Raw genomic sequence first — 23,425 nt, forward strand, 5'->3', positions numbered from 1 at the left:
AAATCAAGATTGATATAATTTTACCATTTATGTAAAAATATTTCTATAGTACAATATGTTTTAGAAAGGGGATTTTTTTATGAAAAATAATTTATCCTTACTCGGCGTATTAGCCATTTTAATCATCACTATTGTAAACTTCACTACAAAAGATGAAGTAATCACAGGTATAATTGGAGGCATATTATTTATATTGTTGCTTGTTTTAAACATCGTTTCTAGAAAACGAGCAAACAATGACTCTACTTAATGGGATTGAAGTGAATACTATTAGGTAGTTGTACAAATGACCACTTACATTCATGTGTAGGTGGTTTTTTATTACCATCATTTACATATAGACCTCCTCCTCTATTCTTCTTATTATTAATTTAAGAAATTCAATTAGAGGAGTTTTATTTTGGTCAAAACTAATAGAGGGAATTGGAAGGAAATCTTTGAGGATGCCAAGAAGAATACTACAGAGACATTAACTTTTCCAGGAAAGCCCTACTCCATAGCAATATTTCCCCAAGTTTATGGAACACTGACAGAAGATCAATTCTATCAAGAATTAGCAAATATAATCATAAAAGAAGCCCGTATGGAATATGAGTTAAAAGAGGGTGATGAATATGAACGAACAGGAGACAAACAAGTCAAAGAAGAAAAAAGAATCGATTGAGAACTATAAGATTGTTACAGATTTAACTGAAGAGGAAATTAAAGAACACGTTGATGAAATAGTGAAGTCGGAGGAATTCTACAAAGTTTTCGAAAGCATTATGTTTAAATATAATCTAGTCTAAAATAAATAAACCAGTCCTATTTTGGATTACTCGAAAGGACTGGTTTATTTAATATTCAATTTAAGTTCACTTTCACACTTGTTTATCATTCAAACTAATCTAATGATTAATCCAGCAATACCAACAAAAGCTCCTAAAGTCCAAATGATTTGAACATTACGTGCTTTCGTAACTGCAAGATCTACATCTGATTTACTTGCCAAGTCTTTGCTCTTATTCTCAATTGCTGTAGTTGCTATGTTCTTAACTTCTTCTCTAGAAGGTAAATTATCAATGTTTTTTGTTCTTTCGATAAGAATAGCTACATCTCTTTCGATATTGTTCACTTTTTCAGTTAACTTTTCCATATCGTCACCACTCTCCTTACCGGGGGCAAATTGTAATGAAGTTTGTGTTAGTTCGTGTGCTATTGTATTTAATTGTACTATAAAATCGCTCATCTTACTTTCAAAGTCATAAACTTTCACAAATTTATTTTGACTTTTTTCGACATTAGATCTGTCTTGATGGACTATTTTCACTTTTGATTGAGGGTGTTTCTTATTTATATAAGAACTTAAACTAACTATATTGTTACGAACTATATTGTTACGAACTCCATCTCTATCAATCACACTCATCATTATCTGTATTCCCCAATAAATTACTTAATACACTTATCACTTCTTTGATACTATAATCATCCATCTCAATTTCCATTGATTCCCCATCGTTTCTTGAAAATTTCACAACTTTTTTTTCACTATGTGAATCCTCAGAAGAAACCACGCTAAACAGTTTTATTGGCTCTGTCCTATTAAAATAAAATTGCATTACTATTACCTGGATTGTCTTACAAAAAGATATAGCATCTTTTTTATAATTTTTAGGAATATCTTCTGCCCATTCCATACGCTCGTCTTCTAAATAAAACCCTTGAAATCCTAGCGAAACAAAAGAATCGCCCAATATAGGTTCTAAAACTCCATCTAGATCATCTATACAGTGTGGCCATTCACTTCTATTTTGAAATGTGTTAATTATTGATAATGCTTTAGAAAAAATCATAGGATCTTCTTTGTATTTTTCAACACTTCGCCCGAAATATTCCAATATATCATAACCATTTTCATATGCCATGTCTTACACTCCTAATAGTTTATGTCTTAAGTCTAGGAATGTTTCCACGTAATGTCAATAAAATAAATTTTTTCTAAACTATCTCCCTTCTCCCAATTGGTGGCAATCGTAAGACAAGGACTATCTGTTTACTTGATTCATCCCTATCCCCATGCTTCCCATAAATACTTCACGTTTAATTTATTGCCTCGTAAAAGACTATCAGATCCCGTTTTAAACAGGTTTATACCTATGCTTCCATATGCATCTGTACCGCCCGCCAGAATCAAGCTGCCATTTGTTAATTGATTTATATAGCCGAAAGAATTTAAGGTTACATGTAAGCTGCTATCCTCAATTGAAGTGGAATAGATTTTAACCGTTTTAGGAGTAAAACTTAAATTAATCTGTCTCCCTACTGTTCCATCTCCTATGTATTCTCCACTCATGTAATTAACTATGTTTAAGACATCGCTTTTTAACGCATATTCAACTGCTTCTAAGCCACCAAGCTTCATTGCATTACCTGAAATAGATGCAGAAATCACACCGTTGTCATCTCTAACAGGGATGGTATTAGGTGCTTCATGTGCAGCAGTGGTTATTCCATTCAATGAGTCTGCACTACCTGCAGTTTGGACAATCCATTGTTCACCATCATATAGTTCAGATTTATTAGTTGCAGGATCAATCCAAAGAGTACCAACGTCAGGATTAGAAGGCTTTTCATTCGTAGAAATCTGATACAATCCATTTACTTTTCCTTTAACCTCAACGGTACTGGAAGGCCTATACGGATTCTCACTTGGTGTTTGCGGTTGAACAATATCTGATAACAAAACACCACTTGAACTAATAGATGTTTCAACGTTTCTGTAAGCCTGTACCCCAAAAGTGAAATATTTTGTTGGAACTTGTGAAGTAAAGGTAGCTATTCGCTTATCATATCTAACAGAAATTCGTTGCTCCTTGGCTAACGAAGCACCAAACAAGTAGGTGTCTGAAGATGTATCAGGATAACAATGCACGATGAAACCGTCTATATTGTATTTATCCTCATCAGAGGTTGGATAATTCCAAGAGACTGAAATATCTACGGAGCCATTTTCATTTACTTTGTGTGATACGGATTTCACTCCGATTGTAGGAGGAGAAGGAGGAATTGAAATGCGGTCATTGCGTGCGTTGTAATTCGTGGCCAACTTATCATAATCAATTTTCCTTGTGTTGAATTCAGTAGATGCTTTATCAGCCTTATAAAACAATTGAATGAAGTCATCCTCTTCTTTAGCCTTTTTTCCATTTGTGATAGTAATTGATATAGATGAATCATCAAAATTCAAGCTCATACCTGCCAAAGTTGCTCTATATTCAGTTCCGAACTTTTTATTTTGAATTCTTACTATGTCACCTAATGAAATTCTATCCCAATAATCTTTTTCACTAACAGCATTGTAGAGGTTGACTATGTTTGTCTTAATATCGATAGGTGGTGATTTACGCTTCTCTAACTCTTCATAACTTTTTTCATATAGCTCCGTTTCATCAAAAATGTTGTCGTTAGTCCACTCATCTTCAAGTATAAATTTGGACAGCTCATTGGACATATCTTCGCCAAGAAAGTTGCTCATATCTAGTCGTTTTCTAAGCTGCTCAATTTGACTGTTTAACGTGGAAATCTCAGAAACGGTTTTATCGATTTCATTCTTTTTTGTATCAACTTCTTTTTGCTTTGCATCTCGTTGCTTTATTAAATCTTTAGTGTCTCCATCAGTCTCTTTAACCACTTCAATTCGATCTAAAATTTGCTGCAACTCAAGGTTTTTAAGAACGAATAGCTCATTCTCTTGAGCAGTCTTTTTGGCTTCGATTTTCTTTTTGTCATCCAACATTGTTTTGAACTTTTTGGATTCTTTGTCGACAAGTTCATTGTAATCTAATAAAGCATGACAAAGTTCATTGCTCATATAAGCACTTTTCTTCAATACATTTCTTTTATCGTCACGTTGGAATGGTCTCAAAAAGAAGCTGAAATCATCAAGATACCCTTGCCCTGTTGGATTTATAGAGTTGATAACAATACCGTCTTTTCCTGTGACATGTAATCTTGTCACTACTTCGTCCATGCTTCTAGTATCCGTCATATCAATCATGAAGTTGTGAGATGAAATCTTAACACCTTTGAATTTAGATATGTTGTTCTTTTCAAAGAAGGATACTCTATCATTAATAGTGTCATATACAGGTACAGCGTCAAATGTTTCACAAATATTCCTGAGAAAATCGAATCTTGATGTAATTGATCCAATGGTGAAAGACCTTCTTTTTTCATTAAGCGTACTTTCAATTTCTCCAATAGCCCAACCAGTTCCCTTAAGGCAAACTTCACCGATTTCTTTCAAGTTCTTTGATATACCTTCATATTGCCTGATTTTTGGTTTGTTTAGCATATAAGGAGAGAGTTGACAACTTACCTGAATCTCAGATTTCTCTTGGCTACTGGAATCTGTAATACTGTCAATTACATAGAATTCTGTACGGTTCAAGAAAGTGGCCTTAATCAAGTACCATTCCCTGATAAGTTGAGCAACATGGTTTGGTTTAATTTCATCACCATATCTAGTTTTTAGAGGGATATTAAATGTTAGATCATTAATGGCAGCATGATTTAGGTTGGCTGAAGCATTCGAGAAATCAACAATATTTGCGATCTTCTTTTTATTTGTTCTACATAGCTCTAATTTAAGCGTACCTGGCTTGAAAGTGAATTCACCTAGATTCATCTTTTATCTATTACAACTCCTTTAGATTGTAAAAAAAAGAGCCTGATTAACAGACTCTTATACTTTACCTTTCATTTGCTTTAATCCCTGGCGAATTGCTTGCAGTGCATTATTAGCCCCTTTTTCATCAGCGACCATTTTATCGATGTGCATATTCACTGAATAATTGTTGGTAACACTCTTGGACTCAGACACTTCAAATTCTGGAACTGGAAGTTTCGGGATAGCTACTGAAGAAGCAACGTTGTTAAACATACTACGGATTGACTCGTAGCTCTTCGCTATTGCACCCATACTTCGTTCTTCTATCTTTGTTTCTCTAAGCAGCTCTACAGCTTTAAGCATGTTAACTGAGTCTTGTTTATTGAGGACAATTTCTCCATCATCTACTACAGCTAAAGCTCCTTGGGCTGGTACTTTACCAACTGATCCACCAGTCTTAAAGCGAGCGATTTTTTGTCCAGTTGTATTTCCCTTTACTACTACACCGAGAGCATTTGAAGCCTCTTTAAGCTTATCAATCAAATTGTTAGAGATAGACTTGCCAATTGACTCCATATTTGAATTGATGAATTTAGTGAACTCAGAAAGCTGTTTATTGATATCACTAATCTTACCGTTCATCAGTTTTCCTTCTAAATCTTTGAACCCACGCTCATCGTTTACAAGATCATCATATTTTGTGTTGATTGATTTCTCATCTTTTTCAAGTTGATCTTGTAGCGCTTCTTTACGCTTTGAGTTTTCCCGATCTTTGAGGAATTGATCTAAATCAAGCTGTTCTTTTTGCATCTGCTCAGTAAGTTCTTTTACCTTCGACTTACCAAACTCAGAATCGTCTAACGCATATTGATTTATCTGATCTAAAAGCTTTTGAATGCTTTCCTGACGATCTTTTAAATCTTTTTGGAACTTAGCTTCATCGTCTTCCTTATCGATGCCATCAATGATGTCTTGGGTAGCTTTACGATGAGCTTCAAGCTCAATATCACGCATTTTTTCGTACATCTCTTTATAGATAGAGACGACTTCATCAGCAAGCGATTTGTAAATATCTTTAATACTTTTCTTGGTTTGATATAGCTCTAAGTTGAAATCCTTTTGTTTATCTTTCCAAGATGAGATTTCATCCGATATTTGCTTTTGGATTTCAGGGAAACCCTTAGCTGCTTTTTTCTGTTTTTCAAGCTGGGATATGTATTTAGCAGCTTCTTTTTGTTGTTGCTGAATCAGCTTGATTTGCTGACTATAGTACTTAACTTTATCTTTGTCTTCTTCGGTTGTCTGGATCTTGATATCGACGTTCTTAAGCTTAGATTCAGTCTTTTTGACAGACTTATCAATGTTATTAAGAATTTGATCGGTTTTAGATTGAACAATAGTAGCCTGTAACTCATAAACCTGATCTTTGATGCTGATGAGGTCGAGTTTAGCCTGCTTTAATTCTTCACGTAATTGATCACGCTGAGCAGCATTCAATTGCTTATTTTGCTTTAGCTCTTTGTTTATCCAACTAACCTTTTGAGTTTGTATCTTTTGTTGCGCTTCAACTGCTTTACGTTGCTCATTTGTATATTTTCTAAACTGAGCACTGTCATTAAGATAACGACTTGCCTTAGATTGATTTTGAGCAACTTTCAATTCTAAGTCAGATTTACGCTTCTCGAATTCATCAAGTTTTGACTGAACGATTTCATATTGCAGGTCTTGAATTTGGTCTTTGACAGAAGATAGATCACCTTCAAGTCCCAATAAATCTGATTTAGCTTGTGAAATAGCTTGTTGACGTTCAGCTTCAGAGCTAGATAAATCTGAGCCGATTTGTTGCATATATGCTTCTGGATCAATCGCTTTACCGTTTTTCTCAATCTGCATATGAAGATGAGTACCAGTAGAACGACCAGTGCTTCCCATCTTGCCGAGAGTTTGACCAGCTTGAACCTTTTGGCCAGCCTTAACATTGAGACCTTTTTGCATATGCATATACTTCGCTACGGTGCCGTCATCTTGTTGGACAACAACCCAATACCCAGCAGATTTAGAGTATGCTGCAGTAAGGACTTTACCTGATTTTAGAGACTTGATAGGAGTACCAGATTTAGCAGCTAAATCTAAACCTTTATGAGGAGCAGAGCGCAAACCTTTTTCTTGCTGACCGAAATGAGATGTTCTTCTCATTGAGTCATAGTAACCAGCAGCCGATCCACCACTAGAGGATAGTGAACCGCCCATTTGTTTAAAGTAGTTGTTTACTTTCTTAACGTAATTTTGCGTTTCCTTAAATGAAGGAATGCCACCATACTTGGTTACATTACCAGGCCCCGCATTGTATGCAGCTAATGCTTTTTCAATCGATCCAAACTTATCAAGCATTTGCTTAAGATACTTAGTGCCGCCCATTACGTTTTGATAAGGATCTTTTGAGTTTTTAACTCCAAGTCCCCTTGCAGTAGCAGGCATAAGTTGCATTAAACCAGTCGCTCCAACCGATGAACGAGCATTAGGGTTGAAGTTAGATTCTTGCTTAATAACCGCAGCAATTAACGCAGCTGGAACATTGTATTTCGATGCAGCTTGATTGATAATGTTTGAGTATTTCCCTGAGTAAGAACCGCCTGAAGCAGAATATGAAGAGCTAGAAGGGGAGTAGGATGAAGAAGAGTCGACAATTCCCGTTTGAGCGATGTAGCCAGATTTAATCTGTTCTTTAAGAAGCTTAATCTGACTCTTGAGAAGTTTTTCTTTTCGTTCTAAAGCTTTGATTTCCTTCTTAATTGAATCACGATATTTCTGTGACCATTTAGGATAATCATTTGTTTTTCTGTTTTGCTCTTCAATCTGCTTATTGACTCGTTCTAATGCTTCTTTATATTTGTCTGCAACATAGATTGAATCTTTCTTTGATTTTGAAGCCTTGTCAGCTGAATCCGACATTGTTTCATAAGATGTACCCACTTCGGTTAATGAGGAGTTTACCAACTCAGACATCTTATCCAAGTCTTCGAGCTGACTTGTGATATCTGACATTTCACCATATTCCTTATCCATCTCTAACAGTTCAGTAGGATTTCTAGCTCCGCCATCATCAATCTTTTTCTTTAATGCAGCTAAATTAGATTGGGCATCTGCTACAGTTTGAATTGTTTTTACTTCTAAACCATAGTTTTTAATCTTTTTAGCAGTTGCATTAGCTTGATTAAGCAGGTCTTGTTTAACCGATTGTTGCATGTCGTTGTATGCTTTAAGCTTAACGTTTCTTAACTTTACAACTGCATCACGATTTATTTTCACTACACCATTTTCAACGGAGATAGCTTCTGATAAACCTTTTTCTTTCTGGATGAGCTTCATTGCTTCTGAAGCTGAAATAGCTTTACCTTCAGCCATTTTCTCTAACAGATCATTGAGAGGAGACATCTGGTCTGCTAAGTCATCATATACTTCACCTTGCAAAGCTTCCATTGCTGCTGTTGTTTGACCAGATTTAATTAATTGATTCAGCACATCAGCCGTAGCTTCAATATCGCCTTTAACTTCTTTAAGGCGACTGCTTAAATCAGCTACTTTATTGCCTGTTTCGTCAACAGCATCCCCAAATTCGTCATAGGTAACAGCAGTGTCATTAACTACACCTTTTAACTTGTCCATGCTGATACTCATGATATCAATGCTTGAACCTGATACCTGGTATTTAGACAGGTATGCCTCTAAATCTTCTTTGGCTTTTTCAAACCCACCTGAGTCACTATCGTCTAATGCTCTTTGTAACGCATCCTGTATTCTACCTAAATTCTTTTCAAATTCCTCAACATCTTTAGGATCAGTCAATTCATCAAGATTAAGTGCATCAACAACCTGCTTAATTTGGTCTTTTAAACTCGTGCTAATTGTTAATTTACTAAACGCTTCAGCAGTTTCAATGATCTTATCTTTCATTTCATAAGAAGCGCTTACTACTTGCTGACGAATGGACTCCATTTCCGTTTTGATTTTAGCTTTATCAACATCTGTCTTAGATATAGGTGCTTTTGCATTAATGAAGGCATTATCAGATACAAACGGATTGTCTAAGTCTTTTTGCTTCTTCTCTAATTCTTTATTTAAATCTTTGATTTTGTTAATCGAATCTTGAGCAGTGTCAGAAGCTTGAACTTTAGTTTCTTCTTTTTTTGCTTTGATTAAATTTCTAACCGCTTCAGTCTCTTTATCAATTCGTTCAGCAGAAACTAAGTGTGCTTTCCCTGTTGAATCTACACCTTCCACCAGAGCAGGAAACAGATTAGCTAACTCTTGGGTTATCTTAAGATATTCTTGCTCATTTGTTGTTGTGAGACCGCCATCACGCCTAGATTTATCTAATTCCTTATATCTCTTAATTAATTCTTCTGTTTGATCTTTATTGACTGTAAGTGCTTCAATATTTGTATTTTGAGTTTGTTCAAATTCTTCTCTAGCTTTTTTAGCGTCTGAGTAAGCTCCTACAATCTTTTCTAGGGCTACCCCAATCAAAATTAAACCTGCTCCAACTACTGTTGCAGACATTAACCCTCTCCATGCTACAGTCATAGCCTTTGTAGCTAGTGCCGCTCTAGACATCCCTGCTTCAACGCCTAATAAAGCTGTTTGACTTGCATTCAAAGCACCTACGCCAAACACTAAGGCCGTCTGCATTGCTCTAGCCGTCTTACTAAACGCAAATACCGCTGCATTAGCTGTTAGGAAAGCCGTAGGAAGAAAACCAATGGAATTGACTACTCCTGATATTACAGCTAACAAGTCGCCTAATACATCAGTAGCAGCAATTAACCCATCACTAATAAAAGCCCTGCTTGCAGCTTCAGAAAGCTCTACAAACTTATTAGATAGATTGTTTAGCCTAGCTTCTAATGACTGAGAGTATTTCTCTTGCTCCCTCATCGAGCTTCCTTGACTGTTTATGGCCATTGAAGTTGCTTTAGTAGCTGTTTCCCAGTTCTCCATTAACGCTAAGAATCTTGTATTTTGGAATTGAGAAGCGATTGTGATACCCAATTGTTGCTTCTGAGCTTGAGACAGCGTTTTCCATCTTCCTGCTAATTTCTCTAAGATATCTGCAACAGGTATAGCTTCTCCACCTGCATCTTTAACAGCTATTCCTATTCCTTCTAAAGCTGAAACTGCTTGTTTGTTCGTTTGAATTCTAGCAAAAATGGTTTTTAGTGCGTTCCCTGTAACGTTACCCGACTCTTTTGTACTTGATTGAATACTTGCTGTATAACCAAGTAACTGTTCCATACTTACACCATAAACTTTTGCTGCAGCTGCGGATTTACGCATTGACTGAGCTAAATCTAATGAAGATGTCTGGAAGTTGTTATCGACTTCATTTAGAGCATCAGAAATTTTGAGGGAATCTTTTGAAGCTATACCGAAGTTGACCATTGCTGATGTGAGAGCCTTAACGGTATCTTCAGGTTGAAGTTGTGAGATATTTTGAAGGACTTGAGAGGTTTTAGTTAGGTAGAGGAGTTCGTCACCTTTATAACCTTGTCTGGCGAATTCAGATGTCATTGTAAGGACATCAGCGACTTTGTTAGACAGTTCATTACTTAGATCGATTGAACGTTGTAATAACTCATTAAACTTATAATCAGGAGCATCCATTACTCTTCGAATTTCAGTCATTTTTGAGTCAAGCATGATAGCATTATCGACCATAGCTTTTAGACCGCTAACTGCACCAAAGAATATCGATCCAGTAATTAAATAGGCTGGCATCCTTGCAAATGCTTCGCCTAACCTACCGCCAAATGTGTTAATGTTCTGAGCTGAGTTAGTTACATTTGCCGAAAGCTCTCTGAACTGAACATTTAAACTCTGCATCTGACTTTGAAGCTTAGGTGTGCGACTAGTTAAAGCATTTACTGATGAGAGATATTGCTGAATTGCTTGTGAGTTTGTATCACTTATAGATGAGCCATATTGGGATGTTAATTTACTAGCTTTAACTGCAGCAAGCCGTTGATATAACTGAATTTGACGCTGTATTTCTTGCGTCTTGGCTACTGCTGCTGACTTATCATCTAAAAGCTTTATTTTCCCACGAAGCGCTTCAATCTCATTTGCACTTTGAGCCAGATTCAGTTTCTTACCTAAAGATGTCAAAGTAACATCTGATACTATTCCTTTTTGGCGCAATTTCTCCAATGCATCGTGTAACGCATCAATAGCTTTTCGTTGCTGGTCGTAATTAGTTACTGTTTTTACAGATTTTAAGCCATTTTTATCAGAAGCGTATGTAACATCATCAAAGCCGTTTTTATACTTTTCGACTTTTCCAGTCCTTCTGCCAGAGCCATCAGTTTTGTTTACTTCTTTTTGTTTTTGTCCAAGTCGCTCCGTAAGTTGAGTAAGCTTCGCTACTTCTTTTGCTTCTTCTTTTAAGCTCTTTGTTGTATTATCAATGACTTTTCGGGTTTTTTCGTGGATTTCTCCATTTTGCTTTATTTTCTGATTGACTGTTTTAATTGATCCATCTGCATTTTTAAAAACAGTCTCGAACTCTTTAATTGTTGAATTGAAATCTCTTAAGTTACGTTGATTCTCTGAAAAACGCTTTGAAATATTTTCAAGACTCTTCAAGACATCTTTACCAAGATTGATGTCTAATTTAAGACCATTTACTTTGCCTTGTAACTGTTTAATTTGACTGTTTATTTGATCGACTGATTTTTTCGAGGTGTCAGCCATTGGTGTAACAATAATTTTTAATTGCTCACTCATTTTTACATCTCCTTTTGTAATAAAACCGAAAAAATAAAAAAAAGAAACACCTCGAAAATGTAGTCGAAGCGTTTCTTTTCATTATTTTTTCGGTTTTACAAATACCTCAATATGCTTTCCCCAATCCCTGGGACGGTAAAGAACTTCATATTTAATATCTTTGTACACTATCTCTGCTCCTGTTTGCAGAAACTTCAAAGGCCGACAAATTAGCAAGTCTGTGACATCTGGAAATCTACCTAAAGCAGACTGATACATCTTTTCGTCTAAAGGCTGGAATTCACATTTGTATGGAGTATATTTCTCTACCTTTTCCATGATTGGTTTCCCAGTGATCTCGTTAATCTTTCCACTTGGGACAGTTTCAATATCTATTTTGTAGAAGATTTTTTTAAAATTCATGATATGGCCTTTTACAGCAACTTAACTGTTTGATTGTTATTATTATAGTCATCCAACTCATTAATAATATAGGCAGGGATCGTTTCATGAAACGTTTCGTTGACAGCTCCCATTGATTCTCTTTTGACTCCTTCGTATCCTCTCAGTCTAAATTTGAAAACTGCGATATTTAGAAGGGCTGAATATAATCGATTAGGGATTTCATCTAAATTACAATGATTTAGGATAAAGTTTTCTGCATCATTAATATAAAGCTGCAAAACTGTATCATCAACTTCTTCATCAATTAAAGTCTTAAAATCTTTAAGGCGATTCATTGCCTTCGACACCTTCCGTTTCATTGTCTTCGACTTTGGCTTTGGTTTTCTTGCTCTTCTTTTCAGTGTATTTTTCATAATCAGACTGCTTAATCAAATATGTATAATGTTCTTCCGTTACATTCCAAACTAATCCTGTAACTTTATTTTTAATCCACAAATAATTCATGCTCCTTTTATTATTTATTAAAAAAAGGGGGGGGAATCCCCCTCTTGTGTTTTTTATACTTCGCTCATGAATGAAGCTGTTAGAACAGCAATACCCTTAGGTTTAACAAGTTTAGCTCCATAAACTTGCAGACCTTTAATTGCATCTGCAAAAAATCTTTCAGGGCGATAAGCTTCAAGAGAATCAATTTGAGAAGCAAATGAGATTGCTGAACTATGGCCAGCGATAATTTTATATTTCCCATCTACCATAGGACAGTTGTTTGAAGTGAAAACTTTCAATGAACCTACGTTACCAATATAACCGTCGTATAAAACTTCAGGGAATTTACTAAAGCGAGGATCTTTTTGTAATAGACCATGACCTGCTTCAGGAAGAACAACCCATCTCCCTTGCTTAGGAACGTCAGCTTCAGAAAGTTTCACATTAAGACTAACCAGTCTATTGTATAGATTTTGAGAATCAATTCTCATAGGATCTTCATCTGTTCCCATAGTGTTTTTAGAATCCACACCAGTGTATAGATTTGCGATAAATTGGTCAGTTACATCAGCGAGTTGGTAAGCAGCCTCTTTTAATTGTCCACTTAGAAGGTTGACATTAGCTTGAGCTGCATCAATATCTTCAACTTTAAAATTAAAGTATTTTGCTTGGTCAATTTTGAGTTCTGTTTGGCTTCCATCAATTTGTTCTGGATCGCCTACCCCATTTTTACCGTAGTCACCAATAGTTACTTCGCCAAAACTATTAATTTTAACTGTGTTTCCGTATTTAACATCACCTTGATAATCTGTATTGACAAGATTTCCGAAAACAAGAGATTTTCTATAAGCTTCGTTTAATTTAGTTGACCATACAACAGGAATAAACTTTTCATATGCCATTATTTAATTCACCTTAACCTTTTATAGTTTTTTCTTACAATGATAGAAACTGATCAACAGCTTCTTGATTTGCTTTATACTCTTCTGGAGACATGTTTCTAATTTGCTCCATAGTAAATGTTTTTGGTGGTTGTAGACTGCCTTTAGGGTCAATCCCACCTTCTTTAAGTCTTTCTTTTGTCTTACTCTGTAAATGCTGATCGAAAACAGATTTAAAAGTGTCTAGATTTGTTACTGTTTTCTCAGAATCTTCATCTAGAAAAAAGTCAATCAATTGAATAGGCAGACCATCTTGGTGAGCTTTCTCTAAAGCCTTTTCTTTGATCTCCTTCATCTTGAGAGTTTTTTCCAATCTTTCAACTTGGACTTCAAGTGGATTTTTGGTTGGATTAAGTTCCTTAACCTTTTTGTCAACTAACCCATCCAAATGGTTAGTTTTCCACGTTTCTAAACTTTTTGTGAAATGCTGATCTAAACGTGGTTGAAGAACCTTTTTTCCACCATCAGTGTCTAAAAACTGTCTGACTTTATCCTCTGATAAAGCAGAAAGCTCATTTAAATATGATTTCACTTCTGGCGTTTCTTTTTGTTGTTCTAGAAACTGCTTTACTTCTTCTAAATTCATATATATCACTCCACCTAATTTGCCTTTATGTACTCGCCATAAAGTCCGTTTTGTTGTATGTCTAACCCACATTCATACATTCCTGCCCTAACCGTATACAGGATTCCCGAATATAAAGCATAATTAAGACCCTGTCGGATCAACAGGGTCTTCATGTGATGGAATTACTATTAAATCTGAGTTACCAGATGTCGTATCTTTACTATTTTCTAATTGTTTTTGGAGCTTTTCTAACGCTGCTGAAGGATTTGAGATAAAAGATAGCTTTCCGAGGAGATCTTCATGTGGAACTATACCATTCAATGCAGCTACCATTTGAGCGTTGGCAACATCATCAACTGGTACATTTCGTGTGAAGGAGATAGCAATATCTTTATAATCAAACTCTTTGTTTTCGGACACTTTTAAATATTCACAGAAAAGCTTAAGCCTCGATTTCAACAACTGATCAAAATCTGATTCACTGATAGCTGATTGGTTTTCAAGTTCTTGGAGCTTTAAACGAATTGTTACTCCTGAAGTATTACTTTGGAAATTCTCGTTTAAGTTAACTTGATGACTTTGAGCATAAATTTCATCCTGAAGCATTTGAAGCTCGTCTTTAACAAAATTAGCATTAATGTCCTTTGTCAGCCAGTATGCCTTAGCCTGAGGATTAGGTAACATGAGGATACCGTTATCTCTCATCTTTTTAGCTTCTTCCAGATCAATTTTACAGTTTTGAAGTACAAGATAAGCATTGCGGTGATCCATGATCTCTTGAGCATTTGCGGAATGAATAGAATTGTAAATGTCTACAATCCTCATAATGTCTTCAAAGGTTGATTTCTTAGAATCATTGTTTCTAAGTTCTCTAACTGGACATCGAGAAAATCTATGCTTTTTCTCATCTAAAAGTTCAAAAGTTCCACCATTAATTTTATAATTTCGGAAATGGGTATCATCCCAAACATCAATATACTCACTTTTATCAAATTTAACTTTATATTTACGAACAGCTAAAGTAATCCTATTTTCAACAGAATTATCGTGAAGCACAATCATTTCAGACGGATGATATACAGCGCACTGAAAATCCCCTTCGCTATTAATGAAGCTAACCTCATATGCATGACCATTGATCGAAGATATAATTTTCAATTTAATATTATGGTTGTGTTCCCATGTATTAAAGTTGTAATCAATCAAACTTAAAAACTCTTTGTTGTCTGTTTTAGAATTGTAACTTACTGGTTTACCTAGCAAGTATCCTACACTGTTTTGAACCATTTTCCTGCAATAGTTAAAGTAAACCCTCATATCATTTTTCATCGGGTCATTTACAATACGTTTATGAAGAATGTCATGATCCCCACTATAGTAACGCCACTTTTTATCGTAATTGGGTTTAGTCAATTTCAATTCATCGAGCAGCTTATTTATAATTTCTTCTTTATCAAAAATACTCATACACCTCTTTAGAAGAAGAGCCAGTTCTTAGGTATTGATTGAACATATCCTATGTCTTCTACTTCATTTATTCTTTTAGACCATTCTGCAACTGCATCAGGAAAGTCGTCATAAGCAGAGAAATCCGCTCCAGCGAAATCCTTGAGTTGTTGAATGGCCTCTTCATCCTCTTCATTAAAAATGATTCTTCCCATATTTACATCACCGACAATAGTGTTGATTCTGTCATCCTTGTTTTTAGTAACAGCATTATTCAACCACTCAATATTTCTACCAGATAATACAGGATCTTTTTTAACTAGTTCTTGAAGTTGAATTACATCTGCTCCGTTGTACACGTTTTTCTCAATGTTGACAAAAGTAATGTCAGGATATTGTTTGAGTAGCTTTAATGTACAAGCCATATAATCCTCATATTCACCCTTAAAGACAGTACCTTTACGAACGTATTTGATATTCATATCTGATATACTACCTACAACAAAAGCGTAATAGTCTTTTTTCTTCTTTTGTTTGTTTCGTGTTCCTGCTGGATCAATAGAAAGCATGGTTTTAACAAAGTCATGACTTTCAATTTTCTCAGCAGATTCAGTAATAATAGTTTTGAATTTCTTTTGTCCAGTAGAGGTGATAACACCTTGGACTTCCTGGTTATATGCAACTGGGTTTTCATAGTAAGCAAGAGCCATTTCTAATGGGTTCCAGTAACTTTCCCACAGAATCGGAAATCTCATTTCCTTTTCATTTTGATAATAAAACTCTTTTGCATGTTGCAGCCTGTTCTCGTTTTTAGAATCTGAAAGAATGTCTTTAAATTCAGCCCATAGACCAGAATTAAACAATTCATCAATATCATCTACAAGAATCCCTTTTTCTTTACGAACCTTCCAGGTAGGTAACTTTTGAAGTCTACTGTAAAAACACTCTGGATGCTGAATTGTTCCACATCCAATCATAATGCCGCCTTGTCTAACCATTTCCCCATTTTCATCAAATTGTGGTTTTTGGAACGCAAAGTTAACATCTGAAGAAAAACGACTCCATTTTTTCTCTCTGTTTGCATCAGTAGCACAGTCGTCATTGTTTTGGTAATCATCTAAAATGGCTAACTCAATTCGAGTGTTTCCATACTTCCTACCCCTCATATCTGTTTTACTACTGATACTTTCAACCATCGTTCCATTTGTAAACTCAAGTTGAGATGAATTACAGATATATTTTTTGTTTGTGGGATCTAAAAGCTTGCCATAGCAAGACTCAATATAAACGTTGCCTACAAAAACTTCTTTGATTTGCTTAATAAACTTTTCAGCAAGGTCACCGGTCGATGAGCATACTAATGTGAAAATTCTAAGCTTATTTGCAACAGAAAAAGAAACAGCTGGCAAGTTTGCGAAGGCGCTTTTACCTGTTCCCCTCGGAAGAATATACGATTGCTTATCATGTGTATTACGCAAAAGCATTCCTTCAATGTCTTCCCATATCTCTCTATGAATAGGAGCTATTTCAGACGTATCAGGTGCTCTAAATGTATCTTGCAGGAAAAATAAACAGAAGAATTCAAGATTTTTCTGACCTAATTCCCAAGCCAATCCATGATAAGTGAATAAATCTTCTGAACGCTTCACCATCATATGAGATGCGAAGTCTTCTGCTTCTGTTTCAGTCATACTCTCTCTGATTGCCTGTTTGACTAAATATTCATATAAAAACATCCTATTTTCAGATGTGTTTATGTTGATTGATTTGGTTATTTTTATCACCTCGAAACTTTGAAAAATACTGCAAAAAATTTATACCCTGCTATCGTTTAAAAGGGCATTTTCTAAAACAGAAAGGTGGGGGTTAAAGCCTGTTAGCTTCCTTCCTAAGCCACGTTATCTACTTCGATATATATTTGTATCAACTGTTTTATCGCTTCTATATCGAGCTTTAAACACTCTTATAATCTGCCTACAATTATGTGATTCCATAATGAATTCAAGTAATATCGGTGTCATAACTTTTAAGTATTGACACCGCTTAACACACCCAGTATAATTAAGGTATCAAAAGGTGTCATAACTTAGTGTCATAAATACATACTTAAAAAGAGGTGCTCAATATGAAATATGGTTATGCTCGAGTAAGTACACAAGGTCAAGACTTAACAGGTCAAATCGAACAATTGAAAGAGGAAGGTTGCGAAAAGATTTATCAGGAGAAATTCACAGGGACACGCCAAAAGGAAATTGAACGCCCCCAATTTAATGCCTTACTATCACAATTACACAAAGGAGACACCTTAGTAGTAACTAAACTTGATCGGTTTGCAAGATCAGCTAAAGATGCAATTGATGTAATTGAAGATTTGTTTGATAAAGGAATTAAAGTTCACGTTTTGAATATGGGACTCGTTGAGGATACGCCTACAGGCCGCTTGATATTTAATATCTTGAGCTCTTTTGCTCAGTTTGAAAGGGATATGATTGTAGAACGTACACAAGAAGGAAAAGCACGTGCGAAGCAAAGCGAGGACTTTAGGGAAGGAAGACCGAATAAGTTCTCAAAGAAGCAAATACAGCACGCTCTTGAGTTATTAAATGATCATTCGTATAAACAAGTTGAACAGCTGACAGGCATAAGCAAGAGCACATTAATTAGAGCTAAAAAGAAACAACAAACCCTCTCTATGGTATAATATAGATGAGGGTTTTTATTGCTTTTCCTTAGATTTCTTCCACTTCTTAATCTCATCTTCGATTGTTTCTTTATCTACTTCATTAGACTTTGTTTCAGTGATTTCAACCTTAGATGTTGGAGTACCTTCTGAATATGCCAGCAGCGTTTTGAGTGCGTCTAGCTGATCCTTAGTCTTTTGACTATCATCCATGCCGATATTCTCCAATTTTTTAAACCAATTTTTAGCTCTTGCGCTTCTTTCTTGCTGTGCTAAAAGTTTGAAGTTTTGTATCTCATTGTCCAGCTCCTGTGAGTATTCTTTATCTTTTCTCCACAAGTATAATGCATTACGACTGACTCCAATTTCATCAGCAATAGCTTGCACTGTCTTCCTTCCTTCAGCTAATAATGAGATCGATTTAATCTTTCTTTCATCTAACATATTTTGCTTTACACTCCTTTTTATTTACAAATATTTCATTTTCTTGTTATACTTTCTCTAACAAAATGAATAGGGTGATTAATATAACAACATTTCAATTACGTCCTGCTATCGACAATATCATTTTCCAAACGCTTCAAGTATCCCAAATAAACGACTATTATAAAGAAATGGAATCTCACAATCTAGTTAATCAAGAGAAATATAAAGAGAAAATCTCAGAAATCATTCAAAAAAACGATGATGATTTAGATGCAGATTCATGCCTTACCTTAAAAAATTACTATGAGAATAAATTAGATTATTACAATAGCCACTCTCAATTCTTGAGAAGGACAACTTTTTTAGAAATTTACTTTTCATTTGAAAATTTTATGAACATCAAATGTGAGCTTTATAAAGAACTAAATAATTTAAATATAAACTTTAAAGCTCAAGGAATTACTAAAGCTCAGCAATTCTTATCAAAACATTTCTCAATGAATGAACCTTTTAATAGTGCAGCTTGGAATCAAATCTTGCTATATAATAGAACAAGAAATGTAATTGCACATCATCAGTCCAAAGTTACAAGACTAGATGACCACAGTATTAAAAGATTAAATGGTTTGAATACAGAGCACACATTCTCAAATGGTTTTTCTTTTACTTTAGACAAAAACTTTGTTCCTACATTCATTGAAACAATTGATGCATTTCTAGATAAACTTAATTAAACTCTGCTGAAATAGCTGTTAGTAACATTATCGACTAATTGCTAACGGCTATTTCACCCCCCTCTACATCGACAAAACTTCTTTAATCTCATCTTTATATTCCTCAACAATGTGATCAACTGTTTCTTTTACTTCTTCACTTGGTTCATAAAAAGGGTCTAACCTATGGTTGGCCAATTGATCATTCTCAAACTCTAGCTTAGCAATATGATCTAACATTTCTTTGGTAACCCTTTTGAATCCATCGATATCAACTAATTTCTCGTTGTTTTTTTTACAGGAATCACACCGTTGGAACGTATATTTCCCACCTAGAATACGACATAGATGAGATACTGTCTCCAAGATTCCTTCTGGTGTACTACATCGCTCCACTAAACATTTATCACAATCCATAAGAATTGTTTCTTTATTTTTATTCTTTTTAAACATTTTTGCTCACCCCCGGTAGAATAATACTCCCTGGTGGTACGTCAATAATAAGTGCTTTGTGTACATCTTCAATATATTCATCTACTGACAAACGATTTTTTTCAGCAAAAACAGAAATTTCAATGTCATAGAATCCATCTAATGATTTTAAAGCATTTAAATCTGTTGTTAATTCATCGAATTTCCACTTTCTCTCTCTATCTAGTTGACGGATTTCACACTTCACTTTATTTACCTTTCTTACGATACCATTAGCAATTTCTTGAACATTAATGTCACTTTTCTTTTCCATTTTATAATCAATCCTCTCTAATTTTAATTCCATTCTGTTTTACGTGCCTTACAGCTCTTCTAACGCTTTAATAACTTGTTCAGTCTTATTATCCAAATCGCTGTCAACAAGCTGATCTACAGCATCCTCGACACTCTTGATATGATCTAGCACCTTCTGAATGCTTTCTTCAGGAAATGACATCATAATCTGTCCCATCAATCCACTATCGATTAAGTTGATATACACACTCATTTTAGATTTCAGGTTGTTTGGGATTTTAAGGTTTGTAAATTTTTTGATAATCAAGAAATACAACCAATCTGTCATAGCAATTTCATTAATCTTCAAACCATTTTTATCTCCATTGAAGTAATCGGTATTTAACTCTTTTAACACTTCCGCAATTTTACTGGGCGCAAACTCTGGATAAATATAAAGGTGGAACTCATCATTCAGTTGAACCTTCTTTTTCTCATCATATTTCTTGGTAAGTTCACCTAATGTCGTTAAATTAACTGCTTTTGTTTTCATTTAGATTTACCCGCTAACTTAGCCTTTTCCTCATTTATAGCATGGCGCAATGTACGTTTAAAATCCTCAACCACCATATCAAACATCGCTTCATTCTCTAACAAAGCCTTAATTTCAAATTTAATATTGATAAATCTCATATTCTCGTTGTTTTTAATTTCATTTTTCATCATTTTCCATTCTCCTTTTTGTGTGAATATATTAAGGGTGTGCAATTATTTATCACACACCCAAATAAATTAATCTCCTAAATCTCCATCATCGTCAGGCGTTGAGTTGCCAGGTGTAGAAGGCGCTGCTCCTTTTGAGCCATCTTCATTACGCTTAACTCTTGCAAAACGTCCGATCTTTCCATTGTCATCTGCAAGAGCTCTATACCCCAATTCTGGAGTAAATGGTTGTCCAGCTTCCAAAGACATATCAAACTCTCCCGAGAAGTTAACTTTAGGCAACTGGATATAAAGGTCGCTGTAAGTTTTGTTAGTGACTGGATCATACTCTAGGGTATGAAGTTCTAGGTAATAGTTTTCCGAGAATTTATTCCCATTGATTTCAACAGTTTCAGCATCAACTTCAATTAAGTAATGAACTGTAATTTGTTCACCTTTTTTAGCAAAAGTGTTTGAAAGTTTGTAACTCATTCCAGAAACAGCAGTCTGATAAACCTCCCCATTGGCTTTATTTGTGAATGTAACTTCTGAATCTTCCAAAGGTGTTTTCGTCAAAGTAACACCGTTTGAATCATCAACTGTTAGAACTTCATCTTCGTAAACTGAAATAGATTCGTTCTCAATGGAAACTCCTTGCTGCATTGCCATGAAATCAAGGTCGAAGAAAGCGTTTCTAATGTTACCCGAAACCTCTTTGCTTGAGTTAATTACATATAAATCTTTGTTTCCCCAGCCGCCTTTTAAAAAGTCCTGTTGAACTTGCTGTGCGAGGGATGTTAATTGTGTTACGGCCGATCCAATCACTTTCCCTGTACTAATTTGTTTCATTGTCACTTTAGCGACTTCGTGAATAACTGTCTGCTTTGCCATTTCTAAATAAACAACTCCTTAAATAATAAAAAGACTGAATTTATCAGCCTAGTAAATTTTTAATTGATTCTGAATCTTTGTGTGACAAGTGGTGTTTCTCCTCAGCGTATAAATCAATATGATCGTCCCATCTATCAATCTTCACTTCTGAACTGACAGTAGCAAAAATAACAGACGCATCATGATTTACTTTTTTTTGTATGCGATGATATGTAAGGTAAAGCTGGTAAAGTGACCACTCATTAATAGCGGAATAATCTATGCCTGTCGTTGCTACAACCGCACTAATCATGTCTGATAGATCAGCACCGTCATCACTTGATTTTAATTCCTTAGAAATCTGATTAAGCTCTTCTATCTCTGAATTTGGTGATTTCTTGTCCTCGTTAATTAGATGCATCTTCAAGACAAGACTTCTCAACTCCATGAAGTTTTCATTCGATACCTTTAACATGATCTCTTTATCATTGAAAACCTTGATAAATATAGATTGATAAGCATCTAAATACAGCGGATGCATCAAAATTAGTTGAAATAAATTACGACCACTAACCATCTCTTCAATGTCCTGGGCATCAAGTTTATCTTTCAAGACCTGTCGCATAGATTCAGCTATTTTATCTTTGTGATCTGCCATCAATTGAAGATCACTTGAGAAATCAACATACTCTTTAATCTTGATGAAGTGACAATCCCCTATTGGTGTTTTTACAGGCTGCCCAGTGCCGAAAAGCTGCATAAAATCATTTGATTTCATTTACTTGTACCAAAAGTGAAAATAAGCTTATAACCGATATATCCATTTGGGGAATTAGGAATTAGCATTCGCTTATAATTCACAATTTTTCCGAAGCCAGTTACCCTGCTTTCAAAAAGCAGCTGCGCAAGGTTGTCTTGAATCTTTAAGTTTCTTAATTCAATTTGTTCCACTTCATCAATACTGGTATAGATGTCAATCATGATATCTTGGGATTGAATTTGTAAGTTATTTGTGGGAGTACCGTTAGCTAAATACATACACATTCTAGCAATCGGTTTTTCATGTTCCAGATCATCTGTTTTGGGTGATCTGTAGATTAACAAGGGGATTTGATCATCATTTGTTACATCTGGATGATCTGAAGATAGTGGGGATTCTTTATAGAATAAGAACCTATTATTCTTTTCATTAGATGAAATCAGTCTGTAAATATCCAAAAAGTTTTTCTCAATGTTACTCATTTAAACGTGTCACCTCCTTTATCCAATGAGGGACTAAACTTGTCATATAAATCTCTTTTTTTATATTCTGTTCAACTCGTTCCAGTATGGCAGGATCAATTTTGCTATAGATTTTTTGAAAATCTGTATTGGGATTTGTGTTTCCCCATTTTGGTTTAAACATGGCTTACACCATCCATTTATATGAAATATTATCGTTTGAATTTTTTTAGTTGTACGAATACAGGAGCGCATATAGCGCCCCAACACTCATACAAAAAGGAGAAATAAAAATGTTTGTAACTTTCGGGGGCAGTGGGCTGTATCTTACAAACCACACCTAATCATTCGTTTTTCTGGAGGCGAAATGAAATGATTACAAAACTACAAAACGTGAACGCAAATTCATTTGTTTTTGGTAAGGTCGCTGAAATTGCTAGGTACAACCCTTATTCGCTGTTTCCGCAACAAACGGTATTGTAGTGACGACCAAAAAACTGCTACTTTTTCTTCCATACGAGTTCAGGGCGAGAATAAACAAATTCGACAAGTCGATTTAATTTTTCTTTTGAAATTTCGCACTCGAAAGTGAAGTATTTACTTAAATGAGACTGAGTACAACCACAATGCTTGGCTGCTTCCACTTGGGTTATTCTTCTTTTTTGCATAGCTTGTCTTAGTTCAAATCGTTCGATATTCATTTATTCTAGTCCCGACTCCTTTCGCAAGATTTATTTAATCATTGCGTAATCATTCATTTTTATGTTATGTTTTAAATGGGAAATTATTTATTCCCTAGTATACGGTTATAGAAATTCATATGAACATAAAAAACCCTTGTTGTATCAAGGG

The 23,425-nt window shown here is 35.0% G+C and carries 24 protein-coding genes; 4 read left to right on the plus strand and 20 right to left on the minus strand.

Features of this window, described 5'->3' with window-relative positions:
* Nucleotides 1-79 precede the first annotated feature (79 nt).
* Together MHI60_RS17910 and MHI60_RS17915 are read left to right on the plus strand one after the other, a co-directional pair.
* Nucleotides 80-250 carry a hypothetical protein gene (locus MHI60_RS17910; RefSeq protein WP_342502636.1) on the plus strand — a complete coding sequence of 57 codons (171 nt, stop codon included), beginning with the start codon at nt 80-82 and terminating at the stop codon, nt 248-250.
* Nucleotides 251-400: 150 nt separating this feature from the next.
* A complete protein-coding gene (locus MHI60_RS17915; protein ID WP_342502637.1) occupies nt 401-664 on the plus strand; it encodes a hypothetical protein in 264 nt (87 codons plus the stop codon).
* Between the two features lie 213 nt (nt 665-877).
* Here the strand turns inward: MHI60_RS17915 and MHI60_RS17920 are convergent, their stop codons facing one another.
* From MHI60_RS17920 to MHI60_RS17970, 11 genes are all read right to left on the minus strand, one after another.
* Nucleotides 878-1,408, minus strand: coding sequence for a hypothetical protein (locus tag MHI60_RS17920; protein ID WP_342502638.1), 531 nt, complete (start codon nt 1,406-1,408; stop codon nt 878-880).
* Complete coding sequence (locus MHI60_RS17925) at nt 1,395-1,907, minus strand: hypothetical protein (RefSeq protein ID WP_106065041.1); 513 nt, start codon at nt 1,905-1,907, stop codon at nt 1,395-1,397. Before MHI60_RS17925 ends, MHI60_RS17920 begins: the two co-directional genes overlap by 14 nt.
* A gap of 143 nt (nt 1,908-2,050) precedes the next feature.
* The gene (locus MHI60_RS17930; RefSeq protein WP_342502639.1) at nt 2,051-4,669 is read right to left on the minus strand and encodes a hypothetical protein; all 2,619 of its coding nucleotides are present in this window, start codon (nt 4,667-4,669) and stop codon (nt 2,051-2,053) included.
* Between the two features lie 57 nt (nt 4,670-4,726).
* Nucleotides 4,727-11,431: a phage tail tape measure protein gene (locus tag MHI60_RS17935; RefSeq protein WP_342502640.1), complete on the minus strand. Its 6,705-nt coding sequence runs from the start codon at nt 11,429-11,431 to the stop codon at nt 4,727-4,729.
* 81 nt (nt 11,432-11,512) lie between these two features.
* The gene (locus tag MHI60_RS17940) at nt 11,513-11,833 is read right to left on the minus strand and encodes a hypothetical protein (RefSeq protein ID WP_008359184.1); all 321 of its coding nucleotides are present in this window, start codon (nt 11,831-11,833) and stop codon (nt 11,513-11,515) included.
* Nucleotides 11,834-11,844: 11 nt separating this feature from the next.
* Nucleotides 11,845-12,150 carry a head-tail connector protein gene (locus MHI60_RS17945; RefSeq protein WP_342502641.1) on the minus strand — a complete coding sequence of 102 codons (306 nt, stop codon included), beginning with the start codon at nt 12,148-12,150 and terminating at the stop codon, nt 11,845-11,847.
* Complete coding sequence (locus MHI60_RS17950; RefSeq protein WP_189282566.1) at nt 12,137-12,310, minus strand: hypothetical protein; 174 nt, start codon at nt 12,308-12,310, stop codon at nt 12,137-12,139. Before MHI60_RS17950 ends, MHI60_RS17945 begins: the two co-directional genes overlap by 14 nt.
* Before the next feature lie 62 nt (nt 12,311-12,372).
* The gene (locus tag MHI60_RS17955; protein WP_342502642.1) at nt 12,373-13,203 is read right to left on the minus strand and encodes a P22 coat protein - protein 5 domain protein; all 831 of its coding nucleotides are present in this window, start codon (nt 13,201-13,203) and stop codon (nt 12,373-12,375) included.
* Nucleotides 13,204-13,237: 34 nt separating this feature from the next.
* On the minus strand, nt 13,238-13,828 hold the full coding sequence (locus MHI60_RS17960) for a DUF4355 domain-containing protein (RefSeq protein ID WP_342502643.1): 591 nt from the start codon (nt 13,826-13,828) through the stop codon (nt 13,238-13,240).
* A gap of 123 nt (nt 13,829-13,951) precedes the next feature.
* Complete coding sequence (locus MHI60_RS17965) at nt 13,952-15,277, minus strand: phage portal protein (RefSeq protein WP_342502644.1); 1,326 nt, start codon at nt 15,275-15,277, stop codon at nt 13,952-13,954.
* An 8-nt stretch (nt 15,278-15,285) separates the two neighbouring features.
* Nucleotides 15,286-16,947, minus strand: a complete 1,662-nt coding sequence (locus tag MHI60_RS17970; RefSeq protein ID WP_342502645.1) for a hypothetical protein — start codon at nt 16,945-16,947, stop codon at nt 15,286-15,288.
* 434 nt (nt 16,948-17,381) lie between these two features.
* Between MHI60_RS17970 and MHI60_RS17975 the strand changes: the two genes are divergently transcribed.
* A complete protein-coding gene (locus MHI60_RS17975; RefSeq protein ID WP_342502646.1) occupies nt 17,382-17,957 on the plus strand; it encodes a recombinase family protein in 576 nt (191 codons plus the stop codon).
* Nucleotides 17,958-17,972: 15 nt separating this feature from the next.
* Here the strand turns inward: MHI60_RS17975 and MHI60_RS17980 are convergent, their stop codons facing one another.
* A complete protein-coding gene (locus tag MHI60_RS17980; protein WP_342502647.1) occupies nt 17,973-18,380 on the minus strand; it encodes a phBC6A51 family helix-turn-helix protein in 408 nt (135 codons plus the stop codon).
* A gap of 74 nt (nt 18,381-18,454) precedes the next feature.
* Here MHI60_RS17980 and MHI60_RS17985 point away from each other — a divergent pair, with 74 nt between their 5' ends.
* The gene (locus MHI60_RS17985) at nt 18,455-19,096 is read left to right on the plus strand and encodes a hypothetical protein (protein ID WP_342502648.1); all 642 of its coding nucleotides are present in this window, start codon (nt 18,455-18,457) and stop codon (nt 19,094-19,096) included.
* 63 nt (nt 19,097-19,159) lie between these two features.
* On the opposite strand, the gene MHI60_RS17990 is transcribed toward MHI60_RS17985, so the two are convergent.
* The 8 genes from MHI60_RS17990 to MHI60_RS18025 form a co-directional block, all read right to left on the minus strand.
* Complete coding sequence (locus MHI60_RS17990) at nt 19,160-19,528, minus strand: hypothetical protein (RefSeq protein ID WP_342502649.1); 369 nt, start codon at nt 19,526-19,528, stop codon at nt 19,160-19,162.
* Nucleotides 19,521-19,820, minus strand: a complete 300-nt coding sequence (locus tag MHI60_RS17995) for a hypothetical protein (protein WP_342502650.1) — start codon at nt 19,818-19,820, stop codon at nt 19,521-19,523. The genes MHI60_RS17990 and MHI60_RS17995 overlap by 8 nt, the downstream gene beginning before the upstream one ends.
* Nucleotides 19,821-19,868: 48 nt before the next feature.
* Complete coding sequence (locus MHI60_RS18000; protein WP_342502651.1) at nt 19,869-20,333, minus strand: hypothetical protein; 465 nt, start codon at nt 20,331-20,333, stop codon at nt 19,869-19,871.
* The gene (locus tag MHI60_RS18005) at nt 20,330-20,503 is read right to left on the minus strand and encodes a hypothetical protein (protein WP_342502652.1); all 174 of its coding nucleotides are present in this window, start codon (nt 20,501-20,503) and stop codon (nt 20,330-20,332) included. Before MHI60_RS18005 ends, MHI60_RS18000 begins: the two co-directional genes overlap by 4 nt.
* A gap of 69 nt (nt 20,504-20,572) precedes the next feature.
* Nucleotides 20,573-21,373: a hypothetical protein gene (locus MHI60_RS18010; protein ID WP_342502653.1), complete on the minus strand. Its 801-nt coding sequence runs from the start codon at nt 21,371-21,373 to the stop codon at nt 20,573-20,575.
* A gap of 43 nt (nt 21,374-21,416) precedes the next feature.
* Nucleotides 21,417-22,130: a hypothetical protein gene (locus MHI60_RS18015; protein WP_342502654.1), complete on the minus strand. Its 714-nt coding sequence runs from the start codon at nt 22,128-22,130 to the stop codon at nt 21,417-21,419.
* Nucleotides 22,127-22,594: a hypothetical protein gene (locus MHI60_RS18020; protein WP_342502655.1), complete on the minus strand. Its 468-nt coding sequence runs from the start codon at nt 22,592-22,594 to the stop codon at nt 22,127-22,129. Before MHI60_RS18020 ends, MHI60_RS18015 begins: the two co-directional genes overlap by 4 nt.
* A 479-nt stretch (nt 22,595-23,073) precedes the next feature.
* A complete protein-coding gene (locus MHI60_RS18025) occupies nt 23,074-23,274 on the minus strand; it encodes a helix-turn-helix transcriptional regulator (protein ID WP_008343997.1) in 201 nt (66 codons plus the stop codon).
* Nucleotides 23,275-23,425 lie beyond the last annotated feature (151 nt).

Source organism: Bacillus sp. FSL K6-3200 (genome assembly GCF_038630485.1).
Taxonomy (GTDB): domain Bacteria; phylum Bacillota; class Bacilli; order Bacillales; family Bacillaceae; genus Bacillus; species Bacillus safensis.

Coding starts and splice junctions, on each gene's coding strand:
- MHI60_RS17910 (WP_342502636.1), top strand. CDS start 80: ATGAAAAATAATTTATCCTTACTCGGCGTATTAGCCATTTTAATCATC.
- MHI60_RS17920 (WP_342502638.1), bottom strand. CDS start 1,408: ATGAGTGTGATTGATAGAGATGGAGTTCGTAACAATATAGTTCGTAAC.
- MHI60_RS17925 (WP_106065041.1), bottom strand. CDS start 1,907: ATGGCATATGAAAATGGTTATGATATATTGGAATATTTCGGGCGAAGT.
- MHI60_RS17930 (WP_342502639.1), bottom strand. CDS start 4,669: ATGAATCTAGGTGAATTCACTTTCAAGCCAGGTACGCTTAAATTAGAG.
- MHI60_RS17935 (WP_342502640.1), bottom strand. CDS start 11,431: ATGAGTGAGCAATTAAAAATTATTGTTACACCAATGGCTGACACCTCG.
- MHI60_RS17940 (WP_008359184.1), bottom strand. CDS start 11,833: ATGAATTTTAAAAAAATCTTCTACAAAATAGATATTGAAACTGTCCCA.
- MHI60_RS17945 (WP_342502641.1), bottom strand. CDS start 12,150: ATGAATCGCCTTAAAGATTTTAAGACTTTAATTGATGAAGAAGTTGAT.
- MHI60_RS17955 (WP_342502642.1), bottom strand. CDS start 13,203: ATGGCATATGAAAAGTTTATTCCTGTTGTATGGTCAACTAAATTAAAC.
- MHI60_RS17960 (WP_342502643.1), bottom strand. CDS start 13,828: ATGAATTTAGAAGAAGTAAAGCAGTTTCTAGAACAACAAAAAGAAACG.
- MHI60_RS17965 (WP_342502644.1), bottom strand. CDS start 15,277: ATGAGTATTTTTGATAAAGAAGAAATTATAAATAAGCTGCTCGATGAA.
- MHI60_RS17970 (WP_342502645.1), bottom strand. CDS start 16,947: ATGACTGAAACAGAAGCAGAAGACTTCGCATCTCATATGATGGTGAAG.
- MHI60_RS17975 (WP_342502646.1), top strand. CDS start 17,382: ATGAAATATGGTTATGCTCGAGTAAGTACACAAGGTCAAGACTTAACA.
- MHI60_RS17980 (WP_342502647.1), bottom strand. CDS start 18,380: ATGTTAGATGAAAGAAAGATTAAATCGATCTCATTATTAGCTGAAGGA.
- MHI60_RS17990 (WP_342502649.1), bottom strand. CDS start 19,528: ATGTTTAAAAAGAATAAAAATAAAGAAACAATTCTTATGGATTGTGAT.
- MHI60_RS17995 (WP_342502650.1), bottom strand. CDS start 19,820: ATGGAAAAGAAAAGTGACATTAATGTTCAAGAAATTGCTAATGGTATC.
- MHI60_RS18000 (WP_342502651.1), bottom strand. CDS start 20,333: ATGAAAACAAAAGCAGTTAATTTAACGACATTAGGTGAACTTACCAAG.
- MHI60_RS18005 (WP_342502652.1), bottom strand. CDS start 20,503: ATGAAAAATGAAATTAAAAACAACGAGAATATGAGATTTATCAATATT.
- MHI60_RS18010 (WP_342502653.1), bottom strand. CDS start 21,373: ATGGCAAAGCAGACAGTTATTCACGAAGTCGCTAAAGTGACAATGAAA.
- MHI60_RS18015 (WP_342502654.1), bottom strand. CDS start 22,130: ATGAAATCAAATGATTTTATGCAGCTTTTCGGCACTGGGCAGCCTGTA.
- MHI60_RS18020 (WP_342502655.1), bottom strand. CDS start 22,594: ATGAGTAACATTGAGAAAAACTTTTTGGATATTTACAGACTGATTTCA.
- MHI60_RS18025 (WP_008343997.1), bottom strand. CDS start 23,274: ATGAATATCGAACGATTTGAACTAAGACAAGCTATGCAAAAAAGAAGA.